This window comes from Chitinophaga cymbidii (genome assembly GCF_007992715.1).
GTDB lineage: Bacteria > Bacteroidota > Bacteroidia > Chitinophagales > Chitinophagaceae > Chitinophaga > Chitinophaga cymbidii.
Genome location: NZ_BKAU01000007.1, coordinates 116,988 through 129,131, shown reverse-complemented (window position 1 = coordinate 129,131; position 12,144 = coordinate 116,988). Strand labels below are relative to the sequence as shown.

General features: G+C 53.6%; 13 protein-coding genes. 9 read left to right on the top strand and 4 right to left on the bottom strand.

The genetic code is table 11. The annotated features are described in order from the left end of the window. Positions 1–39 precede the first annotated feature (39 nt). Positions 40–711, top strand: coding sequence for a Crp/Fnr family transcriptional regulator (locus CCY01nite_RS24670; protein ID WP_146867233.1), 672 nt, complete (start codon positions 40–42; stop codon positions 709–711). A gap of 122 nt (positions 712–833) precedes the next feature. Here CCY01nite_RS24670 and CCY01nite_RS24665 read toward each other — a convergent pair whose 3' ends face one another. Next, the gene (locus CCY01nite_RS24665; RefSeq protein ID WP_146867232.1) at positions 834–1,769 is read right to left on the bottom strand and encodes a phosphoribosylaminoimidazolesuccinocarboxamide synthase; all 936 of its coding nucleotides are present in this window, start codon (positions 1,767–1,769) and stop codon (positions 834–836) included. Between the two features lie 84 nt (positions 1,770–1,853). On the opposite strand from CCY01nite_RS24665, the gene CCY01nite_RS24660 reads away from it, so the two are divergent. Continuing rightward, positions 1,854–2,096 (top strand): hypothetical protein, encoded by a 243-nt coding sequence (locus tag CCY01nite_RS24660; protein ID WP_246130039.1) that lies wholly within the window; start codon positions 1,854–1,856, stop codon positions 2,094–2,096. 69 nt (positions 2,097–2,165) lie between these two features. Next, on the top strand, positions 2,166–2,840 hold the full coding sequence (locus CCY01nite_RS24655) for an MgtC/SapB family protein (RefSeq protein ID WP_146867230.1): 675 nt from the start codon (positions 2,166–2,168) through the stop codon (positions 2,838–2,840). Between the two features lie 2 nt (positions 2,841–2,842). On the opposite strand, the gene CCY01nite_RS24650 is transcribed toward CCY01nite_RS24655, so the two are convergent. The 3 genes from CCY01nite_RS24650 to CCY01nite_RS24640 all read right to left on the bottom strand — a co-directional run bounded on the left by CCY01nite_RS24650 (position 2,843) and on the right by CCY01nite_RS24640 (position 6,195). Beyond that, positions 2,843–3,730, bottom strand: coding sequence for an EamA family transporter (locus CCY01nite_RS24650; RefSeq protein WP_146867229.1), 888 nt, complete (start codon positions 3,728–3,730; stop codon positions 2,843–2,845). Continuing rightward, positions 3,727–4,344: a CGNR zinc finger domain-containing protein gene (locus CCY01nite_RS24645; protein WP_146867228.1), complete on the bottom strand. Its 618-nt coding sequence runs from the start codon at positions 4,342–4,344 to the stop codon at positions 3,727–3,729. The genes CCY01nite_RS24650 and CCY01nite_RS24645 overlap by 4 nt, the downstream gene beginning before the upstream one ends. Positions 4,345–4,575: 231 nt before the next feature. Continuing rightward, positions 4,576–6,195 (bottom strand): hypothetical protein, encoded by a 1,620-nt coding sequence (locus CCY01nite_RS24640; RefSeq protein WP_146867227.1) that lies wholly within the window; start codon positions 6,193–6,195, stop codon positions 4,576–4,578. Between the two features lie 64 nt (positions 6,196–6,259). On the opposite strand from CCY01nite_RS24640, the gene CCY01nite_RS24635 reads away from it, so the two are divergent. Genes CCY01nite_RS24635 through CCY01nite_RS24610 form a run of 6 tightly spaced genes read left to right on the top strand, consistent with a single transcriptional unit; the run spans position 6,260 to position 12,126 of the window. After that, positions 6,260–7,195: a decaprenyl-phosphate phosphoribosyltransferase gene (locus tag CCY01nite_RS24635; RefSeq protein WP_307726091.1), complete on the top strand. Its 936-nt coding sequence runs from the start codon at positions 6,260–6,262 to the stop codon at positions 7,193–7,195. A 1-nt stretch (position 7,196) separates the two neighbouring features. Beyond that, positions 7,197–8,525, top strand: a complete 1,329-nt coding sequence (locus CCY01nite_RS24630) for an FAD-binding oxidoreductase (RefSeq protein ID WP_146867225.1) — start codon at positions 7,197–7,199, stop codon at positions 8,523–8,525. A gap of 9 nt (positions 8,526–8,534) precedes the next feature. Continuing rightward, on the top strand, positions 8,535–9,266 hold the full coding sequence (locus tag CCY01nite_RS24625) for an SDR family oxidoreductase (protein WP_146867224.1): 732 nt from the start codon (positions 8,535–8,537) through the stop codon (positions 9,264–9,266). After that, positions 9,263–9,856 (top strand): HAD-IB family hydrolase, encoded by a 594-nt coding sequence (locus CCY01nite_RS24620; protein WP_146867223.1) that lies wholly within the window; start codon positions 9,263–9,265, stop codon positions 9,854–9,856. The genes CCY01nite_RS24625 and CCY01nite_RS24620 overlap by 4 nt, the downstream gene beginning before the upstream one ends. A gap of 54 nt (positions 9,857–9,910) precedes the next feature. Further along, positions 9,911–11,458 (top strand): patatin-like phospholipase family protein, encoded by a 1,548-nt coding sequence (locus tag CCY01nite_RS24615; RefSeq protein ID WP_146867222.1) that lies wholly within the window; start codon positions 9,911–9,913, stop codon positions 11,456–11,458. Further along, on the top strand, positions 11,458–12,126 hold the full coding sequence (locus CCY01nite_RS24610; protein WP_146867221.1) for a hypothetical protein: 669 nt from the start codon (positions 11,458–11,460) through the stop codon (positions 12,124–12,126). Before CCY01nite_RS24615 ends, CCY01nite_RS24610 begins: the two co-directional genes overlap by 1 nt. Positions 12,127–12,144: the final 18 nt, after the last annotated feature.

The following is a 12,144-nucleotide window of genomic DNA, read 5'->3' as shown; positions in this document are numbered from 1 at the left end:
AAATCATCTGTAATATATTGCTTTGGCAATGTTTAGGACATGACACATCATCCCAATTGCTTCCTTTGCAGGCACAGCCTGCCTGCATGGTCAGGCGCCATTGAAACGAACGCGGAACTGATCCGTTTTAAAAAAGGCCAGGTGCTTTTCCGCGAAGGCGATCCTGCCATGGGCTTCTTTTTTATTCATGAAGGAAAAGTAAAGGTGCACAAGCAATGGGGCGATGAGAAAGACCTCATCATCAAGATCGCCGCGGAAGGCAATGTGCTCGGGCACCGCGGCATCGGCGTGAACCAGTGCTACCCCGTTACCGCCACCGCGCTGGAAGCGGGCAGCGCCTGTTTCATCACCACGGCCTTCTTCCGCACTACCCTGCAGGTGAACAGCGAATTATCCTACCAGATGATGATGTTGTACGCGCATGAGCTGCAGGCCGCGGAGCACAGCATGCGCAACATGGCGCATATGGACGTGAAAGGGCGCATTGCGGAGGCTTTGCTGAAGCTGCAGGAGATCTTCGGGCTGGATGAGGCGGGGCATATCAACAGCAGTATGACCAAACAGGAAATTGCTTCCTACGCGGGCACTACTTATGAAACGTTGTTTAAAGTGCTGAATGAATGGGCGCAGGACAAGGTGCTGGAGGTTTCGGGGAAGCATATCCGCATCCGGAAGGAGAAGCAGTTGAGGGCGTATATCCGGCATAGTTAGGAGCGCGGGATGACATAACCGGCGCAGCCGCTGTGTTAAGCAGATAGTTGCTTCGATGTTGGTGCAAAAAAATCCCGGCTACCTTTTGCGGCAACCGGGCGTCTCTTGTAGTACTTTCCTATTTATTTCAACCCGTTCAGGGTTTCGATGATCTTCTTTTCTGATGCTTCCGGGCTCACGGGTTCTTTTTTGAACGGCTGGCCGGTGATGTTTTCGAACAGCTCGATGTAGCGGTTGGTCACGCTTTCCACGAAAGCATCCGTCATTTCAGGTACCTGTTGCCCTTCTTTACCCTGGAAGCCGTTCTCCATCAGCCATTCGCGTACAAACTCCTTGCTCAGCTGCTTCTGCGGCTGGCCGGCCTTTTGTTTTTCCTCATAGCCTTCGGCATAGAAGAAACGGGAGGAATCGGGCGTATGGATCTCGTCGATCAGGTAAATGGTATCGCCGATCTTGCCGAATTCATATTTGGTGTCCACGAGGATGAGGCCGCGTTTCGCCGCCAGCTCCCTGCCGCGCTCGAACAGTGCGAGGGTGTATTTTTCAAGCTGCTCGTACTCGGCTTTGCTCACCAGGCCGCTGGAAATGATCTCGTCGCGGGAGATGTCCTCATCGTGCCCCTCATGCGCCTTGGTGGTGGGGGTGATAATGGGGCCGCCGGGGAAATAGTCGTTCTCCTTCAGACCTTCGGGCAGCGCCACGCCGCACAGCTCGCGCTTGCCGCTTTTGTAAGTGCGCCAGGCGTGGCCGGTGAGGTTGCCGCGCACCACCATTTCCACGGGGAAGGTCTCGCATTTCAGGCCCACGGTGGCGTTGGGCAGGGGTACGGATTTGACCCAGTTAGGTACAATGTCTTTAGTGGCGTCCAGCATGATCGCCGCGATCTGGTTCAGCACCTGGCCCTTGAAAGGGATCGGGCGGGGCAAGACCACGTCGAATGCCGAGATACGGTCACTCACAAACATTACCATCCATTTGTCTTCAATGGTGTAAACATCACGTACCTTTCCTTTATAAAAGGCCGTCTGATTCGGAAACTTAAAGGTAGACTCCAACATACCGGAATATTTTTACAGATTATTTTTTCAGTGTTGCAAAAATAGGGCACCGGGCGCGAACTTTGCAAAGCAAATTTTATGAAGATGTCTTATCAGCCAATCGACTGTAACTACTATGACCGCCTGGAGGCGTGGGCGACGATGAGAACGCCCTGCCTGCTGGTGTTTCTGGACGAGGAGGGCGCGCAGCAGGAAGTTTCCGGCCTGATCGCCGACCTGTACACGGTAAACAAGGCAGAGTATTTGCGTATGGATAACGGCCTGACCTTGCGGCTGGACCGGCTGTTGTCCGTGAACGGGATACCGGTGCCGGGGCAGTGCGGGTAGAATATGAACCCGTGCGATGCCGGCAGAACATTCCGGCAACGCCGGCAGAACATTTAAAAATTTCAGGAAATGCTGACAGAAGAACCTATCGAGATCACCTGTTCCCGCGTGGCCATGGCTTTGCTGGCCGGCTGCCTGCTGGGGCTGGAACGGGAATGGCGGCGAAAAGCGGCCGGCATCCGCACCATTGCCCTTATCTGCATGAGCTCAACCTTATTTACTATCCTCAGTATCCAGATCGGGGGCGTGATGAGCAGTGACCGTATTGCTTCCAACATCCTTACCGGCGTGGGTTTCATTGGTGCGGGCGTGATCTTTCGCGGTGGGTTTACGGTGGATGGGATCACTACTGCCGCTACCATCTGGATATCGGCCGCCATAGGCATGGCTATCGGGATCGGGGATTACCGGCTGGCGTGGTTCACGGAGATCGTGGCGATATCGGTGCTGGCGGGGCTTTCTTTTGTGGAAGACCTGATCATCCATGGACGGGAAAAGAAATATTACGCGATCCGCTATCAGCAGAATGCGATGTCAACGGAAGCGGTTGAGCAGATATTCCGTGACAACCAGCTGCGGATCAAAAAGATATCCACTACCAAAACAACAGAAACCGGCTCGGGGGAGGTTGTACTTGAAGGAAAATATGAATTGACGGGGCGCCTCCGGAATATGGTGCAAATGAATGAGGCTCTGATAGCTAACGAGCATGTAATTCATTTTGATGTTGAGATGGCGAAGTGAGTTTACTTCTTCTTCCATGTCATCAACACCACTCCCGCTATCACGATCGCGGAACCTGTCAGCGCGCGGCCGGACAACGTTTCATCCACAACCAGCCAGCCCAGCAGGATCGCTACCACAGGGTTTACGTAAGCGTAAGTAGACGCGAGCCGCGCGGGGGCATTGTTCACCAGCCAGCTGTACGCCGTGTAGCCGATCAGCGATCCGAAGATCACGAGGTAGAGCACGGCGGACCAGGTTCTGAGGGTGGCGGCTTCGAGTGCGCCCCACTCCTGTCTTTCCAGCAATGTGCTTAATATCACGGACGAAACCACGCCTGCGAGCATCTGGATGCCGGAGGACGTAAGCTGTTTGGGGGTGTTCAACCGGGGAGACAGCAGGGAGCCGAGTGCCCAGGCAACGGAGCCGAACGTCAGGATGGGGATGGGCCAGAGCGGGTAGTCACGGTGCGAGGTGTCCAGCGGATTGAATATGAAACAAAGACCAGCGAAACCGAGGAAAAGTCCCCACAATGTGAGGGCCTTTGGCCTTTCCTTGCTGAAGAATGCCCAGTCCAGCGCAATGAACCAGGCCGGCAAAGCGGCAATAAAAAGGGCAACGAGCCCCGAGGGCATATATCTAACGGCGAGGGCTACACTTGAATTGCCGATCCCTATCAGCATCACCCCAATGAAAGCCGCATTGAGCCACTGCCTGCCGGTGGGCATTTCCTTTTCCACCCGCAGCCCGATGCCGAACATAATGCTGCCGGCGATAACGAACCGGATGGCGGAGAGCAGGAACGGCGGCAGTATTTCCGTGGCGATCTTCATGCCCAGGTAGGTAGAGCCCCAAAGGATATACACCAGCCCGAGGGCGGTGACGAGTTTTGTTTTATGCGGGATGTTCATGGTGTCCGTTTCTTCTTTTTCTTTCTGTGATAGGCTTCCTTTACTTTAGCGACATCTCCGCAGGTAGCCATGCTGCACCAGCGCCGGGAGTGGTTCTTGCTCCGGTCCACGAACAGCCAGTGGCAGGCGGGGCATTTTTTCAGCATGGGCAGTTCCTTGCCGGTCAGTAACGCAACGGCGTCCTGTATGATCCGGCGGAATGGCTGCTCCAGCGCCGGGCGGGCGAAGCCGAGTTGTATGTGCGGGGCCTGCAGCAATTCAATGTGCCCGAACGCCTGGGCGGTAAGCTCGCCGAGCTGCTGCAATTCCCGGGCCGGGGGCTTGCCTTTGGCAATGATACCGGAAAAGACCGTATACAGCAATTCCCGCAACCCGATAGCCTTTTCAAATTCCTGCTGTGCCTGCCGCGGAAATGCCCGGGCCATTTTTTCCAGCACCTGCCGCTCTTTAGCGGTTACGGCGCCGGTGTAAGCGCAGAACTCCAATAAGTGACGGTAATGCTGAAGATATTGATGCGCATCTTCCCGGCGGCGGTTATCCACCGTGTTCACAAAATCGAGACAAAGCAATCCTCCGTCAAGACGCATGTTTTGTATGGATTTTTCTACCGGCATCTGATATTTTAACCAGTTAAAGGCGTTTTACTGGTTATACAAAGATAGGCTTTCCAGGCGCTTTTGCAAACCCTGTTTTTGGGTTGAAGTAGGATGACATAACTGATTGATAAAGTAGTTGTTGTATAAAGAAGGCAGCCCTTTATTGAGCTGCCTTCTGATATTATTTTGATCGGATAAATATTGCGCGGATGATCTGATTAGCGCTATTTCGGAACGCCTGATACCTGTTTACGGAACATACACTTCTATCGTTGCGTTGGTCGGACGGCGCGGCGCCAGGAAGGAATCTACCTGCCGGTAATGCCGCTTCAGTTCGTCCCGGATCGCAAAGGGGAAGAAATTATTGAGCGTAGGGGCATATTCAAAAACAACTACATCGTAATATTTGTTCCGGATCTTCTCGTTATAATCAGCCAGCTGTCTGTTAAACATGCCCACGCCAAGGTGATGCCACAAGGGAATCTGATGCCCCGTCTCCTGCTTGTAGCCGATGGCCTGATCCAGTGGGGTTAATTCACTGAGGTTCAAAACTTTCACCTCTCTCCCTTTGGATTTTATTACAGGCATGTCCATCAATCTGTCCATTCCATGCACTGTGGAGGGCGGCATATAGATCTTTTTGAACACAGGAATAGATGAAAAGATCCATTCAGAAGTTGAAACATCCGTTGTATCTGTATTGATCATGAAGTTGTTACGCGAAACTACATTTTCGCCGCCGGCCACCACTTCCTGCGCCGGAGGAAGCATCCTGGTCAGGATTTTATCGATGTATTTATAGAAAGTACCCGACCACCACAGCAGGATCAGCAACCCTGCGCCGGCAAAATACCGGAAGTCTTCCAGCTTTATTTGCAATATCCACGCTAACTGGGTGAAAATAAAGGCGAAAGCAAAGCTGTGGAAGAAGATATTATTGTCCGGCGGCGTATAGCTGGTCACCTGGAAGATCGCGGCCTCCACGAGAATGCCGACAGTCACCAGCAGGAACATCATCTGCTGTTTATCAGCCCATAAAGCCCGCCAGTTTCTCAGGGAAGGGATCATGAGCAGCACGATCAGCAAAAAGTAGAATTTGAGCCATTGGGAGAAATTCAGGATCTCGTCCGCGAAGTCCTTTACCGCCAACCGGGAGTTATGCGGCGGCTGCCCGTGGTTGAACCAGTAGCCGAACCCGTGCGGAACGAAAGGCAGGATGAAAATGCAGCCCACCAGGATGTAAAATCCAACGAACCCCAGCAGCTCCGTCCACCGCCTCTCATGCAAACTATGATACCCCAGGATAGCGAGGCAAAGCAGCAACGCCAGCCCTCCGCCGTCCTGTTTCGTAAAAAAGCTGAGGAAAGTGAAAAAAGCCGCCGCGAACAACGTCAGCCATCGCCATTTACCTCCCTTTAAGGAGCACAGCAAAAACGCCAGCCCGATCAGCTCGTAGATGATAACGGTATGGTTGTACCAGGGCCAGAAATTGAAAAAGGAATAAGACAGCACAAACAGCAAAACAGACAACACCCTGATCCCCGCAGGCAGCCCCAGGCTTTTCATAATGGAACGGAAGGCAAACCCGCCCATAATGTTGATCAACACCTGCGCCTTTATCAGCGAAATGAGATAAGGCCCGAAGATCTTGAAAAACAGCGCGGGGATCAGCCAGAACCCGAACCCGAGCGGTGTTCCGAAATCGCGGTAGGGCATTTGCCCTTCAGACAGGCGGAAGGCGCCCTCCCATGTTAAAAAGATGTTCACGCGGTACGGGAATGTCGAGAACAAGGGAACAAGCGCAAGGCCGATAATGATAATACTTTCTAATACGGCCGCATTGCGGCGGTTGATGGCTAGTCGGTTCATTTGGGGGCTAAATTACAAGATATTGTTATTAATGCTCAAATGTAAATACATTTTCCTGGATTCGTTGTATCTTGCGAAGCATCAATGCCTGATTCCCTTGCAGTATCTGAAACTACTTAGACCAAAACACTGGGCAAAGAACGCATTCCTGTTCATACCCCTCTTTTTTGCCGGCGAGATCTTCAACGTAGAAAAAATCATGTGGCTGCTACTGGGCTTTGCCTGCTTTTCCGCTCTCGCCAGCAGCATTTACATTATTAACGACTACCGCGATATTGAAGCGGACAGGATGCACCCCGTCAAATGCAAGCGCCCCCTCGCATCCGGCGCCGTGTCAAAGAACACTGCGCTCGTTGTCTTCTTTCTGCTCGTCATCGGCGGCCTCGGCGGCGCTTGCCTGCTCGGCTCCAAGTTTGCTTTCGTGCTGAGCATCTATTTTGTGCTCAACCTCGCCTATTCTTTCGGCCTGAAGAACATTTCCATTCTGGACATCTTCATCGTGGCCATAGGCTTTGTGCTGCGCGTGAAAGCAGGCGGCGTTCTGTCCGGCATCGCCGTTTCGGAATGGCTGATGCTGATGGTCTTTCTGCTGGCGCTCTTCATGGCCATTGCCAAGCGGCGGGACGATATCGTGCTTAAAATAGCTTCCGGCAAAGACATGCGCGTGGCCTCCAAAGGGTATAATATGGACTTCCTGAACGTATCCCTGGCGCTGGTTTCCGCCGTTATCATCGTGGCTTACCTCATGTACACGATGGCCCCCGCCACCATGGAACGCTTCCACACCTACCGGCTTTACTACACCACTATTTTTGTAATTGCCGGATTAATGCGATATTTGCAAATAACCTACGTGGAGAACGATACCGGGTCTCCCACCAAAATCCTGTACAAAGACCGCTTTATTCAATTAACCATTTTCCTCTGGATACTGAGTTTTTATGTGATCATTTATTTGATGCCGGCCATTTTACCGGCGGATAAAAGTTTTTTTGAGTAAAATGCGCAAACAATTAGCAAACTGGGGAAATTACCCCGCATTGGACTGTGAGGAAAGCTCGTTCTCCCAGGAAGAACAGCTGACACAGTACGTTAACACCCATGACCGCATCATCGCCCGCGGGAACGGCCGTTGCTACGGCGATGCCTCCCTCGGCGAACACAGCATTTCCACCCTCCGTTACGATAAGGTACTGCACTTCGATGTGGAAACCGGCGATTTTGAATGCCAGGCCGGCATGACGCTGGACCAGGTGCTGGAGATCGTGGTGCCGAAAGGCTGGTTCCTCCCCGTCACCCCCGGCACCAAGTTCATCACCGTCGGCGGCGCCGTGGCGTCGGACGTACATGGCAAGAACCATCACTCCGAAGGCAGCTTTTCCAATCACATCCTGCACATGGAAGTGCTCACCGGCACCGGTATGATGACCTGCTCCCGGAGCAGCAATACAGATTTGTACTGGGCCACCTGCGGCGGAATGGGCCTCACCGGCATCATCACCAGCGTACGGTTCCGGCTTAAAAAGATAGAAACGGCTTACATCCGTCAGAAACAGATCAAAGCGGAAAATCTCGATGAAATACTCCGCCTGTTTGACGAATACACGCATTATACCTACTCCATGGCCTGGATCGATTGCCTGCAAAAAGGGAAATCGTTCGGCCGGAGCATTCTCATCGTTGGCGAACACGCCGCAAAAGAAGAGCTGAATGCCAAACAGGGCCGCGAACCGCTGGTGCTGCCGCCCAAAATGAAGCTCACTGTGCCGTTCAACCTGCCGTCTTTCGTGCTGAATAACTTTACGGTAAAAGCATTCAACGCTTTATACTACGGCAAGAACTACAAAAAAGTAATGGAAAGCGTGGTGCCCTACGAACCTTTCTTTTACCCGCTGGACGCGATCCATCACTGGAACCGCGGATATGGGAAGGACGGCTTTGTGCAGTATCAGTTCGTATTGCCGATAGATAAGAAAGAAGGACTGGCGGCCATTCTGCGGGCGATCAGTGACAAAGGATGGGGCTCTTTCCTTGCCGTGCTGAAGGTTTTCGGCAAGCAGGACGACCTGATTTCCTTCCCCATGGAAGGCTATACGCTGGCGCTGGACTTCCCGGTACGTAAAGGTTTGTTCGCTTTTTTAGATGAGCTGGACGCCCTGGTGCTGCAATACGGCGGCAGGCTCTATCTCACCAAAGACGCACGCATGCAGCAGGAAGTATTCTGGAAGAGCTACCCGAATGCTGAACGCTTTGCCGGCATCGTGAAAACTTTTAACCCGGACGGCAAATTCCGCTCCGTGCAATCCGACCGCCTTCTGCTAACACAATAGATCCCGAACATGCCTACTGTATTGATATTGGGCGCTGCTTCAGACATGGCCGTTGCCATTGCCCGGAAATATGCCACCGAAAAATATGCTGTTCAGCTCGCCGCCCGCAAGCCGGAACAATTGTACGCGCTGCAGCAGGACCTCCAAATCCGTGCGGGCGTTCCCGTTACTACGCATGCTTTTGATGCGCTGGACTTTGCCAGTCACCCCGCTTTTTACCGGCAGCTGGAAGTAAAACCCGATATCGTGATCTGCGTGTTCGGTTACCTCGGCGACCAGCAGGCCGCGCAAAGCGACTGGAACGAAGCCGCGCGCATCCTGCACACGAACTATACCGGCGCTGTATCCATTCTCAACGTGGTGGCGGAAGACATGGCCGCCCGCCAATCCGGCGCCATCATCGGCATCAGCTCCGTGGCCGGCGACCGCGGCAGGATGAGCAACTACCTGTACGGAAGCGCCAAGGCAGGGTTTACTGCTTATTTGTCCGGCTTACGCAACAGGCTGTTTCATACAGGCGTTCACGTGATGAGCGTGCAGCCCGGCTTCGTAAACACCCGCATGACGGAGAACCTCACGCTGCCGCCATTGCTCACCGCGCAGCCGGAAGAAGTGGCGAAAGATATCTTCAAAGGCGCCGCCGCCCGCAGGAACGTGATCTACACAAAATGGTTCTGGCGTTACATCATGTTCATTATCAGGAATATCCCCGAATTCATTTTCAAAAAACTGAAGCTTTGAAGAACGTTGCAGTCTTCTTTGATTTTGATGGTACCATCACCACAAAGGATACCCTGTTCGAGATCATCCGGTTTCAGAAAGGGAGCGCTGCATTGTATGGCGGATTGCTGATCCTCTCACCTTTGCTGGTGCTGTTCAAATTGAAGGTGATCACCAACCAGCGGATGAAAGAGATCGTGCTGCGCTTTTTCTTTAAGAATGACAGCCTGCCTGTATTTCAGCAGCTGTGCGATGATTTCTGCCGGCACCGGCTGCCTTCCCTCCTGCGGCCGAAAGCGCTGAATGCGATCGCGTGGCACCAGACGGAAGGGCACGCCGTATACATCGTTACCGCCTCCGCCGAAAACTGGGTGGAGCCCTGGAGCCGCACGCTCGGCATCCCCTGCCTCGGCTCGAAACTGGAAGTGAAGGACGGCCGCGTTACCGGTCTGCTGAATGGAAAGAATTGTAACGGCGACGAAAAGGTTTGCCGCATCCGGGAGGCCGTGCACCTCACCACTTTTGAAACGATCTACGCTTACGGCGACAGCAGCGGCGACAAGGAAATGCTGGCGCTCGCGCAGCATAAGGGGTTTCGGGCGTTTGAATAAAGCCTCCGTTTTATTACATTTACATTTGATAGTTAACACCCAAACCCTCATGGTATGCCTGAAACCAAGAAAATTCCCCTGGAATTTTTCACGCAAGCGCCTGAAGTGCAAGCCGCATTGCAGCAGCTGGCCGACCGGTTCGACGAGCCCGGTCCTTCCCACAACTATAAAAAGCTGATCGTATCAGACACCCTCGATGCCGAAGGCCATCAGTACGTGCACCTCGTGCAGGAAGGCGGCGGTGTGCTCGGCGTAGCCCTGGTGGGTTACACCTACATCCTCGAGAAAGTCGGCATCCGCTTCATGCGCCTCGCCGGCACCAGCGCCGGCGCCATCAACACTACCCTGCTGGCCGTTGTGAAGGAAGACAGATCAAGGAACTGCACCAGTTCCGAACGCATCCTCGAATATCTCTGCGAGAAACCTTTTTTCGATTTCGTAGATGGCCATCCCTTCGCGCGCAAGCTCATCCGCTGGATCATCAAAACAGAACATTTCGCGCGGCGGATCAAAAACGCCGGCCTGATACTCGGCATCACGCTGGCCGTGCTGGTACTGACAGACATCGCCGCCACCGGCCTGCGTCACCTCTATCCCGTTTTTCACGGCATCGCCATTGCCAGTTACATCCTCACCGGGCTGGCGCTGCTCTGCATCGGGCTGGTGGCGGGCTATGGCTCCTACCTCCTGCAACGCCTGAAGAACCGCGGTTTCGGCATCAATCCCGGGGATAATTTTACCGAATGGATCAAAATGATCATGGCGGATAATGGCGTACATAATATCGATGACCTGGAAGCGGTCGCCGGCAAAGTCCCCGCGGGGCTGCACATCCGCAACGTGGAACACGACCGCCAGCTGGGCGGCGACCCCACAAAAGGGCTGCAGCCCGATATCACCCTTATCACCTCAGACATCATCACCCAGAACAAGATCGAGTTCCCGCGCATGTGGAACCTGTTCCGGGAAAACAAGCACGACATCCACCCCGCAGAATTTGTGCGGGCATCCATGAGCATTCCCATCTTCTTCGAATCGCACATCATCCGGAACATTCCGCGCGACCTGCCCATCATCCAGACGCACTGGAAAGAACACCTGCTGATGGAACCGGCGGACATCCCCACGGCCGTGCGTTTCGTGGACGGCGGCGTGCTCTCCAACTTCCCCATCAACATCCTCTACAATCCCGAAATAACCATCCCGCGCCTGCCCACGCTGGGCATAGAGCTGGATGACGCCACGCCGGCGGACAACACCATCAACCTGGCCGATAACCTCAGCCTGGGTGCGTACCTCGGGAAGCTCTTCAACACCGTGCGGTATTATTACGATAAGGATTTCCTGCTGAAGAACAGCCTGTTCCGCAAAGGCATCGGCGTGATCCATGTGCATGAATACAACTGGCTCGATTTTAATATCTCACATGAAAAGCAACGCGAGCTTTTCGTTCTCGGCGCACAGGCCGCCGCCCGTTTCCTGCTGGAAGACTTTAACTGGGAGGAATACAAAACAGCGCGCATCATCGTGCACCAACAGGTCAATTCCTCGCAGAAAAACCTGCGCGGCGTTTCCGATATCCTCACCAAAACCAGAAAATAATGGCAGTCATACTTTCCGATCCCTGGCTTTATTTTATCATCCTCTTCACCGTTTTCCTCGCCACCACATTGTGGATGATGGCGCTGGCCCGCCGCTTCCGGCAACAGCACGAAGACCTCGGCGAAGTACCCTTCACGTTGCTGGACCTACAGTTCCCCTCTTCACCCGCCGAGCTGGTCAGGCTGATACAGAATATGCCCGAAGACGCACGGCGGGCGGTGAGAGCGCACCTTTGGGTGGATTTCCTTTTCATGGCCGCCCTCTACCCGCTCATTGCGCTGCTTTGTCTTGTTCTGGGCGGGAAAACCGGCGCCGGACAATATTTTTTCTGGCTGATCGCCGCCCTGCAATTCTTCGCCTGGCTGTTCGACATCCTGGAAAATGCCTACCTGCTGAAAAAGCTGCGCCGTCCCTCCGTTCAGCCCGGAGCGCGGCCGTTCCGGAATTACACGTTCTACGTATATGCCAAATTCATCCTTGCTTTCCTCGGCGTAGCGGTAACGTTGCCCGTGATCTTCTACTTCTGGATGTCCGGCAGCTTTTTGCAGGAAACGCTGCCTTATGTGGGGATGGCGGTGGTGGAAACAGTGGTGTTTATATGGATCGCCCGGCGGATGAAAAACGCGGAGAAAAACAATATTTCGCCGGCCCGTTCGTCTACTCCATAGACGAAAGTCTTAATTTCG

Bases quoted from the DNA above. Each gene is read 5' to 3' on its own strand.
- CCY01nite_RS24645 (WP_146867228.1), bottom strand. From the start codon at position 4,344: ATGCCGGTAGAAAAATCCATACAAAACATGCGTCTTGACGGAGGATTG.
- CCY01nite_RS24655 (WP_146867230.1), top strand. From the start codon at position 2,166: ATGCTGACAGAAGAACCTATCGAGATCACCTGTTCCCGCGTGGCCATG.
- CCY01nite_RS24670 (WP_146867233.1), top strand. From the start codon at position 40: ATGACACATCATCCCAATTGCTTCCTTTGCAGGCACAGCCTGCCTGCA.
- CCY01nite_RS24660 (WP_246130039.1), top strand. From the start codon at position 1,854: ATGTCTTATCAGCCAATCGACTGTAACTACTATGACCGCCTGGAGGCG.
- CCY01nite_RS24625 (WP_146867224.1), top strand. From the start codon at position 8,535: ATGCCTACTGTATTGATATTGGGCGCTGCTTCAGACATGGCCGTTGCC.
- CCY01nite_RS24630 (WP_146867225.1), top strand. From the start codon at position 7,197: ATGCGCAAACAATTAGCAAACTGGGGAAATTACCCCGCATTGGACTGT.
- CCY01nite_RS24610 (WP_146867221.1), top strand. From the start codon at position 11,458: ATGGCAGTCATACTTTCCGATCCCTGGCTTTATTTTATCATCCTCTTC.
- CCY01nite_RS24615 (WP_146867222.1), top strand. From the start codon at position 9,911: ATGCCTGAAACCAAGAAAATTCCCCTGGAATTTTTCACGCAAGCGCCT.
- CCY01nite_RS24665 (WP_146867232.1), bottom strand. From the start codon at position 1,769: ATGTTGGAGTCTACCTTTAAGTTTCCGAATCAGACGGCCTTTTATAAA.
- CCY01nite_RS24650 (WP_146867229.1), bottom strand. From the start codon at position 3,730: ATGAACATCCCGCATAAAACAAAACTCGTCACCGCCCTCGGGCTGGTG.
- CCY01nite_RS24640 (WP_146867227.1), bottom strand. From the start codon at position 6,195: ATGAACCGACTAGCCATCAACCGCCGCAATGCGGCCGTATTAGAAAGT.